Annotated in this window: 12 protein-coding genes and 1 pseudogene; 6 read left to right on the plus strand and 7 right to left on the minus strand. The window is 32.4% G+C overall.

From position 1 onward, the window contains the following. Positions 1–125 precede the first annotated feature (125 nt). The 6 genes from I6U48_RS15425 to I6U48_RS15450 all read right to left on the minus strand — a co-directional run bounded on the left by I6U48_RS15425 (position 126) and on the right by I6U48_RS15450 (position 8,954). On the minus strand, positions 126–1,046 hold the full coding sequence (locus tag I6U48_RS15425) for a SufB/SufD family protein (protein WP_218321361.1): 921 nt from the start codon (positions 1,044–1,046) through the stop codon (positions 126–128). Beyond that, on the minus strand, positions 1,047–1,778 hold the full coding sequence (locus tag I6U48_RS15430; protein ID WP_218321362.1) for an ABC transporter ATP-binding protein: 732 nt from the start codon (positions 1,776–1,778) through the stop codon (positions 1,047–1,049). It abuts the gene before it with no gap. 279 nt (positions 1,779–2,057) lie between these two features. After that, entirely contained in the window at positions 2,058–4,658 is a 2,601-nt protein-coding gene (gene adhE / locus I6U48_RS15435; RefSeq protein WP_218321363.1) for a bifunctional acetaldehyde-CoA/alcohol dehydrogenase, read from the minus strand. Between the two features lie 166 nt (positions 4,659–4,824). Next, on the minus strand, positions 4,825–6,495 hold the full coding sequence (locus tag I6U48_RS15440) for a ribonuclease J (RefSeq protein WP_218321364.1): 1,671 nt from the start codon (positions 6,493–6,495) through the stop codon (positions 4,825–4,827). Positions 6,496–6,910: 415 nt separating this feature from the next. Continuing rightward, positions 6,911–8,065 (minus strand): amidase domain-containing protein, encoded by a 1,155-nt coding sequence (locus I6U48_RS15445; protein ID WP_218321365.1) that lies wholly within the window; start codon positions 8,063–8,065, stop codon positions 6,911–6,913. A 94-nt stretch (positions 8,066–8,159) separates the two neighbouring features. Further along, positions 8,160–8,954 carry a polysaccharide deacetylase family protein gene (locus I6U48_RS15450; protein WP_218321366.1) on the minus strand — a complete coding sequence of 265 codons (795 nt, stop codon included), beginning with the start codon at positions 8,952–8,954 and terminating at the stop codon, positions 8,160–8,162. Positions 8,955–9,178: 224 nt separating this feature from the next. Between I6U48_RS15450 and cooS the strand changes: the two genes are divergently transcribed. From cooS to I6U48_RS15470, 4 genes and pseudogenes are all read left to right on the plus strand, one after another. After that, complete coding sequence (cooS, locus tag I6U48_RS15455; RefSeq protein ID WP_218321367.1) at positions 9,179–11,098, plus strand: anaerobic carbon-monoxide dehydrogenase catalytic subunit; 1,920 nt, start codon at positions 9,179–9,181, stop codon at positions 11,096–11,098. Between the two features lie 102 nt (positions 11,099–11,200). Next, the gene (locus I6U48_RS15460; RefSeq protein WP_218321368.1) at positions 11,201–11,536 is read left to right on the plus strand and encodes a cupin domain-containing protein; all 336 of its coding nucleotides are present in this window, start codon (positions 11,201–11,203) and stop codon (positions 11,534–11,536) included. An 84-nt stretch (positions 11,537–11,620) separates the two neighbouring features. After that, positions 11,621–11,983: pseudogene (locus I6U48_RS15465) on the plus strand (ATP-binding cassette domain-containing protein); the annotation flags it as partial. After that, the gene (locus I6U48_RS15470; RefSeq protein ID WP_218321369.1) at positions 11,983–12,273 is read left to right on the plus strand and encodes an aminoacyltransferase; all 291 of its coding nucleotides are present in this window, start codon (positions 11,983–11,985) and stop codon (positions 12,271–12,273) included. The pseudogene I6U48_RS15465 and the gene I6U48_RS15470, both read left to right, overlap by 1 nt. A gap of 131 nt (positions 12,274–12,404) precedes the next feature. Here I6U48_RS15470 and I6U48_RS15475 read toward each other — a convergent pair whose 3' ends face one another. Then, positions 12,405–12,968 carry a ferritin family protein gene (locus I6U48_RS15475; RefSeq protein ID WP_218321370.1) on the minus strand — a complete coding sequence of 188 codons (564 nt, stop codon included), beginning with the start codon at positions 12,966–12,968 and terminating at the stop codon, positions 12,405–12,407. Positions 12,969–13,196: 228 nt separating this feature from the next. Here I6U48_RS15475 and I6U48_RS15480 point away from each other — a divergent pair, with 228 nt between their 5' ends. Further along, complete coding sequence (locus tag I6U48_RS15480; protein WP_218321371.1) at positions 13,197–14,363, plus strand: SH3 domain-containing protein; 1,167 nt, start codon at positions 13,197–13,199, stop codon at positions 14,361–14,363. A gap of 127 nt (positions 14,364–14,490) precedes the next feature. After that, positions 14,491–15,996, plus strand: a complete 1,506-nt coding sequence (spoVB, locus tag I6U48_RS15485; protein WP_218321372.1) for a stage V sporulation protein B — start codon at positions 14,491–14,493, stop codon at positions 15,994–15,996. Positions 15,997–16,014: the final 18 nt, after the last annotated feature.

Below are 16,014 nucleotides of genomic sequence, written 5' to 3' on the forward strand. Positions count from 1 at the left end.
GAGCTCTAGAATAATTAAAAATTTTTGTAGTGCTGAAGTTTGGCAACATCTCCCGGAGGATAAGTTAAGTGTCGGTTATGGTTATCTATATCTGGTGCAACAGCCTCTTTTAAATTCACTTCTCCTTATTTAAGAAATCCTTTTAATATAGTATCTTCTGCTTCTTTTTCTGAAAGTCCTAAAGACATAAGCTTTATAAGCTGTTCATTGGCAATTTTCCCTATAGCTGCTTCATGTATAAGCTGTGAATCAGAGTGAAAAGCTGATATTTTCGGTATAGCTTCTACCCTAGCCTTATCCATTATTATGGAGTCACATTGTATATGACCTCTACATTTTTCATGCCCAGACATATTTAAATAAAAGATTTGTTTTGACTCATCTCGAGCCACAGAACGAGAAATTATTTGTGCTGAAGAATCTACTCCTACCATCTCTACATTTATTCTTGACTCTGCGTCTTGGTTTTTATATGTAAGCATTCTTTCTACTACTACCACTCTAGCATTTTTATGAAGTTTTATTTCTGTATCTCTTTTAGTACTATCTACTCCTTTTATTTGCACAAGTTCTAGTTCTGCATATCCTCCTTCTTCAACCTCTATGATTGTTTTAGGGTTCAACACTTTTTCACCATTACCATTACCTTCTCCAAAGTGTTTTTCTACATATTTTATGCGAGCACCCTTTCTAACTAGGAATTCATGGACTCCATCATGTTGAGATTTTTTGTCACCAGGATTATGTATACCGCAACCTGCTACTATAAGCACATCTGACCCTTCTCCAATATCGAAGCTATTGTATACCAAATCATTTAAGCCTTCTGTTGTTAAGATTACCGGTATATGCACACTCTCTCCTATTGTTCCAGGCTTAACTATTATGTCCATTCCAGGCTTATCTTGCTTCGTTACTATGTCTATATTGGCTGTAGTATTTCTTGCAACCTTTTCCCCATTTTTTCTTATATTATAGGCACCCACTGGCAATTTATGAAGTCCCGCCAACTCATCTAACATATCTTTATCTAATGAATCCAACATCTAAAAAGTACCTCCCTTTCCACAAGTTTCACCGCAGTTACAGCCGTCATTCTTTATTATTTGAGCAAGAATATTTTCTTTAGAGGTTATTTCCTTAACTTTCCCATCTGATAACACAATAACCTCATCAGCTAAATTTAGAATTCTCTCCTGATGGGATATTATAATTATAGTTGTTTCCTTGTTTCTATTCATATTTTCAAAAGTCTCAACTAATTTTTTAAAGCTCCATAGATCTATCCCTGCTTCTGGTTCATCAAATAAAGCAACTTTGAGATTTTTTGCAAGTATAGTTGCTATTTCTATTCTCTTGAGTTCTCCACCAGATAAACTTGAATCTACATCTCTATCTATGTAATCTTGAGCACAAAGACCTACATCCAGAAGCAAATTGCATATATTCACTCCTTCGTCTTCTGCAGCTAGACTTAAGAGCTCATTTACTTTTATTCCTTTAAACCTTGCTGGTTGCTGAAATGCAAAACCTATACCCTGCCTGGCTCTTTCAGTTATATCTAAATTTGTGATATCTTCTCCATCTAATAAAATAGTTCCTGAAGTAGCTTTATATATTCCCATTATTGTTTTTGCTAGAGATGACTTACCACCACCATTTGGACCAGTAATTGCATATAATTTATTTTTTTCAAGTTTTAAGTTTATATTTTGTAGAATGTTAATTTTTTTATTATCACTTTCTACTTCTAGTGATAGATTTTTTAGTTCTAACATAAGCAAATCCTCCTTATTTTAAAGCCTAGATACTTTTACATACATATCCAACAAATACATTATATTGATACATAGTAATTATTATATCATAAAAACAAATGCATCAACAAATTCCACAAATAATGATAAGTAGATTTTTAACTTTTCTTCCCTATATATTAAATTTTTCTACAATTTTTACGAAGGAATATATATTATAAAAAGCCCAACAGAATTTTTCTCATCTGATGGGCCATAATTAAAAATACAAATTTATATAAAAGTTTATTCTAACAAAACTTATTTGCTATTTATATTTCCCTCAAAAGCATTTATATACATTTGTTTTATCTCACCAATTAGAGGGTATCTTGGATTTGCGCCAGTACATTGATCATCAAAAGCCTGCTCACTCATAACATCTAAAGTTTCATAAAAATGCTGACTTGTTACCCCTGCTTCTTCTATAGTTTTTGGTATATTGATTTTAGTCTTCAATTCGTCTATTGCGCTTATCAAAAGTTGTATTTTTTCATCTTCAGTATTTCCGCCTAAATTCAAGTAATCAGCAATTCTTGAGTATCTCCACCTTACATTAGGATACTTATACTGAGGAAATGCTGTTTGTTTTCTTGGATTATCAACTGCATTAAATTTAATGGTTTCATTGATAAGCAGCGCATTCGCTATGCCATGAGGTATATGATGCATAGCACCTAGCTTATGAGCCATTGAATGACATACTCCAAGGAAAGCGTTAGCAAAGGCCATCCCTGCCATAGTGGCTGCATGTGCCATTTTTTCTCTTGCTTTTACATTATTTTCACCTTCTTCATAAGATAAAGGCAAATATTTAAATATAAGCCGAATAGCTTCTAAAGCCAAACCATTTGTATACTCTGAAGCCAATACAGATACCATAGCCTCAATAGCATGAGTAAGTGCATCTATACCTGATGCAGCAGTAAGTCCTTTTGGCATATTCATCATAAGTTCTGTGTCAATTATAGCCATACCTGGAGTTAGCTCATAGTCTGCTAAAGGATATTTCACACCAGTCTTTTCATCTGTAATTACTGCAAAAGGGGTTACCTCAGATCCTGTTCCGGCAGAAGTTGGAATAGCAACCATCATAGCTTTTCTACCTAAATCCGGAAATCTGTATACTCTTTTTCTTATATCCATAAATCTCATAGCAAGATCCTCAAATCTTACATCGGGATGCTCATAAAGTACCCACATGATTTTAGCTGCATCCATTGGTGAACCTCCGCCTAATGCTATTATGACATCAGGGTTAAAGCTGTTCATTTCATCAGTGCCTTTCCATGCAGTTGCTAAGGTTGGATCTGGTTCTACATCTGAAAATACTCTGCAATCTATACCTGTATGTTCAAGAATGTTTATTACATGATTTACGATCCCCAGATCATATAAAACTTTATCTGTAACTATAAAGGCTCTCTTCTTATTCATATCTCTTAATTCTTCAAGCGCAACTCCCATACATCCATACTTAAAGTAAATCTTTTCAGGCACTCTGAACCACAGCATATTCTCCCTTCTCTCTGCTACATGTTTTATGTTTATCAGATGCTTTACCCCTACATTCTCGGATACTGAGTTTCCTCCCCAAGAACCACAGCCTAATGTTAAAGATGGTGCAAGTCTAAAATTATATATATCACCTATGGCACCTTGAGAGGAAGGCATGTTAACTATAGTTCTTCCCGTTTTCATAACTTCCCCAAATTTTTCAATTCTATCTTTACATTTGGTTTGATCTGTATACAGTACTGATGTATGCCCAAAGCCACCAAGTTCGACCAGTCTTGCTGCTTTACGCAGGGCTTCCGTAAAATCCTTTACTCTGTACATTGCCAATACTGGAGATAATTTTTCGTGAGAAAAAGGTTCTTCAAATTCTACAGATTCTACTTCACCAATAAGCAGTTTTATGGAATCTGGTACTTGTATTCCAGCCATTTCAGCAATTTTTCTTGCATCTTGGCCTACTATATCTGAATTAAGAGTTCCATCCTCCTTTACTATAGTTTTTCTCACCATATTTTTTTCTTCTTCCTTGAGAAAATAGGCTCCTCTTTCTTCAAATTCTGTTCGCACTTCATCATAAACCTTATCTACTACTATTGCAGCTTGCTCTGATGCGCATATAACTCCGTTATCAAAAGTTTTTGAAAGTATGATTGAACTTACGGCCATTTTAATATGAGCGGTTTCATCAATAACTGCTGGTGTATTTCCTGATCCTACGCCTATAGCTGGTTTTCCAGAAGAATAGGCAGCCTTAACCATACCAGGTCCACCAGTAGCAAGAACTATGTCTGATTCTCGCATAAGCAATTGAGTAAGCTCTACACTGGGTTCATCAACCCATCCAATTATTCCTGCTGGTGCCCCTGCTTTAACAGCCGCATTGAATATAATCCTTGCTGCTTCTATAGTGCTTTTCTTTGCTCTAGGGTGTGGAGCAAAAATTATTCCATTACGAGTTTTTAATGCAATTAAAGATTTAAAAATCGCTGTCGATGTTGGATTAGTTGTTGGTATAACCGCAGCAACCACTCCAAAAGGCTCAGCTATCTTAATAATTCCAAAGGAAGGATCTTTTTCAATTATTCCACAGGTCTTTTCATCTTTATATTTATTATAAATATACTCAGCAGCAAAATGATTTTTAATAACTTTATCCTCTACAATACCCATTCCTGTCTCCTCTGTAGCCATTTTAGCAAGATGCACACGTGCATTATTGGCAGCTATAGCCGCTTGCCTAAAAATCTCATCTACAGCCTCTTGAGAATATGTAGAAAAAGTTTTTTGAGCTTCTCTAACTTCTTTGATTTTTTGAAGAAGCTCTTCTTTATTTGTAACTTTCATAAAATACTCCTCCTTTATATCTATACGCTAATAGCTTTTCACATACTTAGATTATTATTACCTCTTAAGCCATTTAATTTATATGTTTATCTGATAAATCAATATAAAAAAGCCATTCATTAGTAAGTATTTTCTTACTCTAATGAATGACTTTATATATATCAATCTATATTTCCATGATTATCGGTAAAATAATAGGTCTCCTTTTTGTCTTATTGTATAAAAACTCTCCTAAAGAATACTTTATGTTAGATTTTATTACTAACCATTCTTTAATTTTTTTCTCCATACATTTGTCTATTTCTATTTTTACTATTTCTGTTGCCTCATTCAGTAGATCACCAGATTCTTTTACATAAACAAATCCCCTTGTGATAATATCAGGCCCTGAAAGTACACTAAAAGATGCTTTGTCTATTGTTACTACTACAGTCAATATACCATCTTGTGATAAGTGTTTTCTATCTCTAAGTACTATGTTTCCAACATCACCAATTCCAAAACCATCTATCATAATTGATCCTGAACTAACTCTTCCCGACTTATTGGCGCTATTTTTGCTTAGTTCTAACACTTGACCAGTCTCAAGAATAAATATATTTTGTGAGTCCATCCCAAGATTTTCAGCTAATAAAGCATGTTGTCTCAAATGTCTATATTCACCATGAACAGGCATGAAAAACTTAGGCTTGATTAACGTATGCATGAGCTTTAACTCTTCTTGACAAGCATGCCCTGAAACATGGACTTCCTCTAAAGAATTATAAATTACCTCTGCTCCCTTTTTAAAAAGCTCATCTATAAGTCTGGATATAAGTTTTTCATTCCCAGGAATTGGAGATGCAGAAATAATCACCAAATCCCCTCTTTCGATAGTAATTTTTTTATGATTTGAATATGCAATTCTTGAAAGTGCTGCCATTGGCTCTCCTTGACTGCCCGTAGTTATAATAGTTATTTTATTGGAAGGATACCTATTAATATCATCTATACTTATAAGCTGGTCCTCAGGCAATTGTAAATATCCAAGTTCTATGGCAATGTTTGAGATTTTCTCCATGCTTCTTCCACTAAATGCAACTTTTCTTCCATGAAACAATGATGAATTAATAATTTGCTGAATTCTATTAATGTTTGAAGCAAATGTGGCCACAATTACTCTACCCTTTGCTACTGAAAAAAGCCTTGTTAAATTTTCACCTATTACTCTTTCTGAAACTGTATAACCTGAACGCTCAACATTTGTACTATCTGCCATTAATAATAATACTTTTTGAGTTCCCAACTTTGCAAAACGTTGAAGATTTATCATTTCTCCGTCTATAGGAGTATAATCCACCTTAAAATCTCCAGTGTGAATTATAACACCTTCTGGAGTACGTATGGCTAATGCACAAGCATCTGCAATACTATGACAAGTTCTTATGAATTCAATACTAAATTTTTCAGTTTTAATCTCTTCATCTGGTTTTACTTCAGAAAGTGTACAATTAGAAAGTATGTTATGTTCCTCTAATTTACTTTTTACTAATTCCAAAGTCAATTTTGTACCATACACTGGTACGTTTAACTGTTTTAAAATATATGGAAGAGCACCTATATGGTCTTCGTGTCCATGAGTCAATACAAAACATTTTACCTTTTCCCTATTGTTCAACAAATATGTTATATCAGGTATAACCAAGTCAATTCCATACATTTCTTCATCTGGAAATCCTAATCCACAATCAATAGCAATTATTTCATCATCATATTCTATAGCCGTAATGTTTTTCCCAATCTCTCCTAGTCCACCTAATGGAATTATCTTTAATTTGTTTTTACTTTTTGTTACCATCTAACCTCCTACTGGTAAAGAACTTCTCTCATTCTAGATTTCTTTACCATTAAACTTTCCTTATTATTTATAAAATTTATTTTATTATGTACATATATAGTTACTATTTCATTTAAATTTTACACAATTGTTTTACTTTTATTCACATTACCTACAAATATAAATATTTTTTACAATAATAAGACAAAGGCTCATTCCTATTAGTCCTGACGCATATTACAACTGATGATATATTAATTGTGTTTATTCTAAATATTCCATTTAATACATTGTAACACTTTTTCACCTCAATTTTTCATTTTAAGCAATTATTTTTTAAGAATTTTCAGAAATAAATATCTATGTTCACTTTATAGTACTTTTACTCACATTGTACCTTTTATTTAGGTTGACTTACTATTAACTTATACTAACTCTATCCATTTATGTGTATAAGAAAAAATCTAATTTTATCATCCCCCCATCCCAAATCCCAAGGTACATGATATCTATCTGTAGTATGAGAGTTTACCAGTGGATAACCATGTGAATCAAAACCTGTTACTATTGCAAAGTGGTCTATGTTTCCCCTGCCTTTCTCATAAGCAACTAAATCTCCCAATTGCAATTTTTCAATTACCCCATTAGGAAATCTTTCTGAAGGCTTTGTCAAATCTTTAAACTTACCAACACTAATTACACTTCCTCTTCCGCTTCCCACTATATAATTTTTTAAACCATCCGCATTTGCCCAAGCATTACTTCCTGGAGTCCAAGCACCCTTAATAGGCATACCTCCACCTTCCTTATCTCCCAATACTTGAGATGCATAATTAGTACAATCTCCACCTATACCATTGTAATCTCTATATTTCTTATTATATTTAAAATTATTACCACTACCCCAAGCAGCTCCACAGTACTTATCAGCATAAGCTATTGCCTTTTCCCTATCATAAAATCGTTTATGCGAATTTGTTATTTGATACGTTTTATTTATATTATTAGTAAAAAAATCTGTTACTTGAAAATTAGAAACATCAGCGACATAATCATTTAAGGCATCTTCAAAGCAGTCTGTATACCAATCATTATAAATAACCCATTTTTCATCTTTTTTAATCAGACTTGTAGTGTGTCTTATTCCAACTCCAAAAGAGTTAACTTGAGGATTATCCTCCTTATCATAAAAATAGTCGAACTTATATGATTCTTCCAAAGCCATTTTCATTATATCCCCTTTAGGATAAACCTTCTTTATTCTCACTTCAGATTGTATTTTATCAAACTTTATATTTCTTTGCTTTGACCAATCATTAAGGTATTTTACGCGTTTAATCTCATGTTCTAATGCCCATTTACCATATTTTTTTGAAGTATCAAAAAGTGCATTTAGCGATGTTATATCGCCAGAAACAAGTGCTTTTGAGCGTTCATTGTATATTCTCTCAACTTCTGACCTTAATTCATTCTGATCAACACGCTGAGAACAAGTATGCGCATAGACATTACAGTTTAAACATATAAAATTAAATAGAAAGATAAATATAATTAGCAATAGCTTTTTTATAGAAGTAAAAAATTTGTTCAAGTTTCATGCCTCCTTTACTAATTTTAGTTTGTTATAAGCATAATAGAAAATACCATAAAAAAATGAACAGTTAATATTATTCTTATTAAAACCTCTAACAATCTGATTCTACATATGAAGAAATCAAGTCAAAGAAATTAAAAGTCTTTTTACCTATAGGATAATAAAATTCCGGAGTATTTTCTGTAATTGCTTTAAACTCATAGCCTTCATCTTTATAGTATTTTATTATGCTAGGCAATGCACTACAGGTATTTTTGTGCATGTAATCACAATGAAGAAGTAATATAATTGATGATATCTTTCCACTATTTTTAGTCGCCTGTCTATATAATTTGTTTGGAGAAGCTTTTGGATTTAAACCATCAACTGTTTCAGCATTCCAATCATATATTTTAAAATTACAACTGTGTATTGCATTAAGATACTCTTCATTAAGTCGTTTTCGGCTGCCTCCTGGAAATCTAATTATGTTAGGTGAAATTCCAGTTACTTCATTTACTTTATCACGACATTGTAGCATTTCATTTATAAAACTACTCTTATTAGAATAAACTTTTTTGAATTTATGAGTGTAGGTATGTAATCCTATACTATGGTCCTCCTTATGAATTCTTTTAACCACATCCTCTAAACCATTAATTTGGTTTCCTATAAGAAAAAAAGTTGCCTTCACGTTATTTTCTTTTAAAACATCTAATATTTTGCCTGTAATTATATCGCTAGGTCCATCATCAAAGGTTAAATAAATTACCTTTTTGTCACTACTGTCAGCGGTTAATTTGTTACTTGCGCCCTTGATATTGTTATCTTTCGCTATTAATAAAAACCAGAAGAGAACTATAAAGAGAGTAATTAACATAATTTTTATGTATTTCAAAGCTTTCATCTCCAATTCTTAACGCTAAATAAATATATTACCTATAACTTTATACCTACATAAAATATTAATAATAGAAAATTAGTACTACTTTTTTATTATTAATATTTTACCACTGCTTAATAAGTGGTAATTTCTACATTTATTTTAAAATCTAAAAAATACATAATTAGACCTATTTTAGGAAAATTTATTATTGATAATAATATCAATAATTAAGGAGTGAATATTTCATGAGTGAAACTATTTTGGAAAAGTCAGAAGGTAGGGTAAGTTATCATGATTCTGTAGAAGAAATGCTTAAAAGAATCAGAGAAGATGGGATGTCTAATACGTTTGATAGGTACGCACTTCAAGAAAAAATCAGGTGTAAATTTTGCCTTGAGGGTTTAAGCTGTCAATTATGTTCAAATGGGCCATGTAGAATAAGTGAAAAAACAGGGCAAACCAAAGGTGTTTGCGGGATAGCTGCTGATGCCATGGCAATGAGGAACTTTCTTCTCAAAAACATAATGGGTGCAGGTACATATAGTCACCACGCTTATGAGGCCTTCAGAACATTAAAAGCTACGGCTGAAGGGAAAACTCCATTTAAAATTACAGACGTAGCTAAGCTTAAGTGGATGTGTGAAAAAGTAGGTATAAATACAAATCAAGAAATTAACGATATGGCTATAGAATTGGCTGTACTGCTTGAAGACCAGCAAAGGATTGGTGCAGAAGATACTAACATTATGGTCGAAGCCTTTGCTCCAAGAAAGAGAAAAGAACTTTGGAGAAAATTAGACATATATCCTGGCGGAACAGTACATGAAGAACAAAATTGTGTAGCTAGTTGTCTTACAAACGTAGATGGAAGTCATGTTTCCTTAGCAATGAAAGCTCTTAGACTTGGCATAGCAACTATATATAATAGTCAAATAGGCCTAGAAATGGTTCAAGATATATTGTTTGGAACTCCAAAACCACATGAAGTTAATATGGATTTAGGCATTATGGACCCAGAGTATATAAATATAGTATTTAATGGACACCAACCTTGGCCTGGTGTTGCCACCATATTAAAAGCGAGAACACAAGAAATTCAAGAAAGAGCTAAAGCTGCTGGAGCTAAAGGTCTTAGAATAGTAGGTTCTATAGAAACAGGTCAGGAATTACTTCAAAGATTTGAAATGGATGATGTATTTGTAGGGCATATGGGAAACTGGCTTACCATAGAACCATTACTAGCAACTGGTACTGTAGACGTGTTTGCAATGGAAGAGAACTGTTCACCTCCTGCTATAGATATGTATGCTGAGAAATATCAAATAACTTTAGTATCAGTAAGTACTATTATTGATTTGCCAGGACTTGACGAAAAAATTCCTTACGATCCTTCCAAAGTCGATGCTATGGCAGATAGGTTAATTGAACTTGGTATAGAAAACTTTAAAAAGAGAAAAGAAAGAAAGATTCAACCAATGGTTCCTAATAAAATTCAAAAGGCTATAGCTGGCTTTTCCACTGAAGCCGTTTTAGGTGCTCTTGGCAATAAACTTGATCCATTAGTAGATGTAATAAGTGCTGGAAAAATTAAGGGAGTTGTAGCACTAGCAAACTGTTCTACCCTAAGAAATGGTCCTCAAGACTGGGTAACAATAAATCTTACTAAAGAACTTATAAAAAGAGATATACTAGTAGTCAGTGGCGGATGTGGAAATCATGCCCTTGAAGTTGCAGGACTCTGTACAGTAGAAGCAGCTAACGAATTAGCTGGTGAAGGGCTAAAAGAAGTATGCAACATGCTAAAGATCCCTCCAGTACTTAGCTTTGGCACCTGTACTGATACAGGAAGAATATCTATGCTTGTTACCGCTCTTGCAGATCATTTGGATGTGGATGTATCTCAACTTCCAATTGCTGTTACAGCTCCTGAGTGGATGGAACAAAAAGCAACTATAGACGGTGTATTTGCATTAGCTTATGGAGCTTATACTCATTTATCCCCTACTCCTTTTATGACGGGAGCGCCTCAGCTAGTAGAGCTTTTAACTCAAAAAGCAGAGGATGTAACCGGCGGAAAAATTGCCCTCGGGGATGATCCTGTTGAAGTAGCAAATAATATAGAAGCTCATATAATTCAGAAGAGAAAAGGTCTAGGATTAAGCTAGTATTAAAGAAGTTCTATAATATTTATTAATTGGTAACATATGTTACTTATTCCTATGGTCAATAGTATTATACTATAACCAAGAATTTAAGGAGGTAAGAATATGAACAACTTAATTAAAAACATAGACTTCTCAAAGGTTCTTAATTTGAAAGAATTAATATCATATCAAGATGGTCAGGTTATAAGTAAAACCCTTGCACAGATACCTTCTGCTAATATTACTCTATTTTCACTAGATAAAGGAGAAGGTATCAGCACACACGTAACTTCTGGTGATGCTATGGTTCAAATATTGGATGGTACAGCCGAAATTACTATTGGCGATAATGTTTTTATCGTTAAAGAAGGTGAAACAGTAATAATGCCTTCTAATATTCCGCATGGACTTGAAGCCGTTGAAAGGTTCAAAATGCTTTTAACAGTAATAAAACACTAGATAATTTGTTTTAAGGGTCTGCCCTACTTAGATAAGTACGGCAGACCCTTAAACTTAGTTTACTTATATTCAACCTTTAGTTCATTATACTTTTCCATAACCTTACTACCTAGTTCATTATTAAATGAAGTTTTAGAAAGAGTTGGACTCTTAGACGACAGAAAAACTAAAGTAAAAAGACTTTCTAAGGGTATGAAGCAAAGGCTCATGATAGCAAGAGCAATTCTTAATAAACCTTCTCTTCTATTTTTAGATGAACCTACTTCTTCTTTAGACCCTGGTACCTCACAGGAAATTCATAAACTGCTTAGAGAACTTAATAGCGAAGGTACTACTATATTCTTAACTACTCATAACATGGATGAAGCAGACAAACTTTTATCCATCCACTCTAAAGAACTAAATTTAGAAGAAATATTTTTAAAGTTAACAGGTAGGTCATTATAATGGATTTTTCATTTAGGAGAGTTAACGCCTTATTTGTTAAGGAACTAAGAGATTTCATTAGAAATCCAAATGTTCTAGTTATGTGCATTTTTCCAATTATGTTTGCCCTACTATATGGAAAAATGATGACTAATCAAATACCTAAAAGCATAGCTTTAGCATTATCTTTAATTACTAGCTTAACAATGATAGGTTGTTTAGTTGCTGCAATGTTAATTGCAGAAGAAAAAGAAATTGCTTCTTTATTACTATTTGTATTCACTTGTCAAAAAGTAAAACTGGATAAATAAAAAATTGTGTAAACGAGATAGCTTATAAGTTTTCAAGTTATCTCCCTTACACAAATTCACTACTATCTTCCACAGTTCTTTTTTAGCTACCGCAAGGTCAAGAATCATTTTCCTAATTTTATTTTCTATAATTATTTTTTGCCTGTAAGTTCTATATGCTCTTCTTCTACATCAGATAATACGGCAAATACTTTTCTTATGTTACTGTCAGATATTTCACCACTATATCTTTCATAATACTCTACAGCATGTTTTTCCCTTTTGCAAGCCATCTCTAACAATATATCATCACTACTATATTGCGAATAATCCATATTCCTTAAAACTGGATCTTCTTTAAAGTTTCCTATTTTCTTATGTATTCTTGCATGCATGTATTCAACTCTTGATAATGCCTCAAATATCTTTTTAATCTCTTCACTTTTAGCAAGTACTGATGCCTTTTTATAAAAATCTCCATTAAAGATTTCTAACTTTACAGCATGATCAATAATTTTTAATGCTTCATCATCTAGTGAGCTTCTATCGTAATCATATTCTTTTCCATCTACTTGCAGATACTGTTTTGGAGCACCGCAAAATGGACAATATTCTATATTTTCCATTTTATTCGGATTTAAAAATGCCTCTTTATTAAAGTTGTAATTTTTATCATTAATCTCCATACCACAGACTACACATACTAATTTTTCCATTAGTTCTCCCCTCCCCTAATCTGGCAATTACTATGATAATTATACCACAAAACTACAAACTTTTTATCCATAAACCTCATTTTCTATCCATAATTTACGTGTTGATATGTACTCTATTCCCACATATAATTATGATTACAGTTTGTACAGTTTTCGCAGCTTAAAATTATTTGTTATAACTTTACACAATAAACAAATCCAATAAGAAAATTGAGGAGGATTTATATAATGAAAAAATACAAGTCACTATTGTTTAGTGTATTATTCGGAATAACTGCTGTCGTTTCACCGATCTTTGATGTAAGTGCTGCTTCAGAGCAAGCTTCAATTACAAGAGCTCAGGCTGAACAAAGAGCTTTAAATATGATTAATTTAACTTGGACATATTCTAATAGTAAGAATGGAACACTTTCTTCTGATTATGTTTCACTAGTTACACAACCAAGTCAATTTTCAAATCTTACTACTTCACAGGTTACGGGTATCCCTTATGACTGGGGTGGTGGAGATGGCTTAGACTCAATTTCTGTTGGAGCTCCATGGACAAACTTTTTAGATGCTATTAATAAGGGAGCTTACGCTGGTAATGTTAACATAACTGCTGGCCAGCAATATGTACCTACTACTGCCGGAATTGATTGTTCTGGATTTGTACAAGCAACCTTTAACATTCAAGACTATAAAATATCAACTTCAACCATGTTTGACAAATATTTTACAAAAATCAATTTAAATGATATTAAGCATATGGATATATTAGACAGGCCTGGAGACCATGTAGTCATATTTGATAGATGGGGAACATTAAATGGAGTTCAAGGCGCTTACACTTATGAATCCACACCAGATCAGGCTTTTGGAGGAATACAAGGTGCAAAACAATACTTTTTAACTATGGCTGATCTTAACAACGGTTATATAGCAGGAAGATATATTAATATTATAGAAGATAATTCAAACGCATCAACTTTACCACATCCAGTCAATGCAGAAACCTTTGCACAAATAGTAAATGTAAATAGCTATGCAAACCTAAGAAGTAGCTCATCAACTAGTTCTAACATCATAAGTACAGTTCCTAAAAATACTGTAGTTTATTTAATTAGCTACTCAAATGGCTGGTACCAATTAAAATACAATGGACAAGTTGGTTGGGTTTATGGTACTTTAATTGCTCCACTAAATAATGGTAACTATATAACAGTAAATAATTCTACTTATCAGGTAAATATAAGAACTAATCCTTCAACTACCTCTTCTAATATTGTAGGAGTTCTGTCTCAAGGTCAATATGCTCAGGTTTTAGACTATTCACCTGATGGAACTTGGATGAAGATTAATATTAATGGAGTTCAAGGTTGGTCCTATGGAAAATATTTAAGCTATATAAATTAGTATGATTTGTTAGATGGTGCTGTTGCATTTACAACAGCACCATTTTTTTTGGAATATAATCATTTAATTTTACATAGTTATTAATAATTGTATGATTCAAATTCTATATTAACATAGGGGTTTATTTATGAGAAGAGACAGACTTTTAAAAAATTCGATTATATTAATCAGTTCCAACTTAATCACAGGTATATTTGGATTTATATTTTCTATAATTTTATCTCGTGAACTTGGAGCTGAAGGAATGGGCCTTTATGGCCTTGTGATGCCTATATATGATTTATTTCTATGCCTTATATCTGGCGGAATGGTTACAGCTATATCAAAGGTAGCCGCTGTATACTTTTCAAAGGATGATTTTAGAAACCTAGACAGATCTGTTGATGTTTCATTGTTGTTTGATTGCGTGTGGGCTCTTATTATAGTAAGTTTTGTATTTATTCATGCTCAATACATAAGTGTTTATATTATAAAGGATACTAGAACCATTCACGCCCTACAGGTTATGTGTCCTGCTATGCTTTTTATAGCACTTTCAGGAGTCCTTAAGGGATATTTTTATGGTACTTCAAATATTAAAGTACCTGCCTTTATTGATATTTTAGAAAAACTTTTAAGAATAATAGTTTTAACAACTATAGTAACAATTTTTTCTCTTAAAGATGTGAAAAATACTGTAACAGCTGCTTATGTAACCTTGGCAATTGGTGAATTTATAAGCCTAGTATTTCTTTATATTTTTTATAAGATAAAAAAGAGCAAATATAAATATAATTTTACTATGTCTGAGGACAAGCTACAGTTACTATTTAACATATTAGTTATATCTGTTCCACTAAGTTTAAATGGCTTTTTATCTACTGCAATATCTACTGCTTCTGCTCTAATAGTACCAAGAAGACTGGTAGCCTCTGGAATAGAGTACAGCACCGCTCTTTCTATGATTGGTAGATTTAAAGGTATGTCTTTGAGTATAATCTTTTTTCCAATGACAATAATAACGTCAATATGTACAGTACTTATTCCAGATTTATCCGAGAAAATGGATAAAAAAGATTATTGGAGCGCAGAAAATAGAATATCCCAGGTACTAAAAGTATCATTATTATTAGGAATTACTACTACTATCATTTGCTTAAATATACCTGATTCACTAGGTAAGCTTTTTTATGGCCGAACTGATTTAGGTTCATATATTAAATTTGCATCTTTCGCTGCTCCACTTGTCTTTACTTCTGCTAGTACTTTTGGAATACTAAATGGTCTTGGGAAACAAAACATAATTTTAAGAAACTCATTAATTGTTTCACTTGAAGAGTTGATTCTTCTATATGTTCTTACAGGAATTTCATGGATAAATATTTTCGGCTATGGAGTATCCTTAATAATAACTTCTATTACAACATTGATACTAAACATATATGAAATAAAAAAACAATGCAGCTTAAACATCTCAACTTATGAAATACTAATAGTATTATTCTTAAGCATTTTATTATACTTTGTGCTATCTATATTAAATAATATTATACCTTCACAAATGTTTGCCCTCAAAAACTTATCTATGATAGCAATAGGTTTCCTTATATCTCTGGTTTTTATATTATTTATGATTAAAAATAAATTTAGATAAAAATAGGGGGGTCCACTT

Source organism: Clostridium thailandense, from assembly GCF_019207025.1.
Taxonomy (GTDB): domain Bacteria; phylum Bacillota; class Clostridia; order Clostridiales; family Clostridiaceae; genus Clostridium_AM; species Clostridium_AM thailandense.

What these genes read in the sequence shown, in the direction of transcription:
- I6U48_RS15450 (WP_218321366.1), bottom strand. Translation starts at nt 8,954, where the DNA reads ATGAAAGCTTTGAAATACATAAAAATTATGTTAATTACTCTCTTTATA.
- I6U48_RS15460 (WP_218321368.1), top strand. Translation starts at nt 11,201, where the DNA reads ATGAACAACTTAATTAAAAACATAGACTTCTCAAAGGTTCTTAATTTG.
- I6U48_RS15470 (WP_218321369.1), top strand. Translation starts at nt 11,983, where the DNA reads ATGGATTTTTCATTTAGGAGAGTTAACGCCTTATTTGTTAAGGAACTA.
- I6U48_RS15440 (WP_218321364.1), bottom strand. Translation starts at nt 6,495, where the DNA reads ATGGTAACAAAAAGTAAAAACAAATTAAAGATAATTCCATTAGGTGGA.
- I6U48_RS15475 (WP_218321370.1), bottom strand. Translation starts at nt 12,968, where the DNA reads ATGGAAAAATTAGTATGTGTAGTCTGTGGTATGGAGATTAATGATAAA.
- spoVB (WP_218321372.1), top strand. Translation starts at nt 14,491, where the DNA reads ATGAGAAGAGACAGACTTTTAAAAAATTCGATTATATTAATCAGTTCC.
- I6U48_RS15425 (WP_218321361.1), bottom strand. Translation starts at nt 1,046, where the DNA reads ATGTTGGATTCATTAGATAAAGATATGTTAGATGAGTTGGCGGGACTT.
- cooS (WP_218321367.1), top strand. Translation starts at nt 9,179, where the DNA reads ATGAGTGAAACTATTTTGGAAAAGTCAGAAGGTAGGGTAAGTTATCAT.
- I6U48_RS15430 (WP_218321362.1), bottom strand. Translation starts at nt 1,778, where the DNA reads ATGTTAGAACTAAAAAATCTATCACTAGAAGTAGAAAGTGATAATAAA.
- adhE (WP_218321363.1), bottom strand. Translation starts at nt 4,658, where the DNA reads ATGAAAGTTACAAATAAAGAAGAGCTTCTTCAAAAAATCAAAGAAGTT.
- I6U48_RS15480 (WP_218321371.1), top strand. Translation starts at nt 13,197, where the DNA reads ATGAAAAAATACAAGTCACTATTGTTTAGTGTATTATTCGGAATAACT.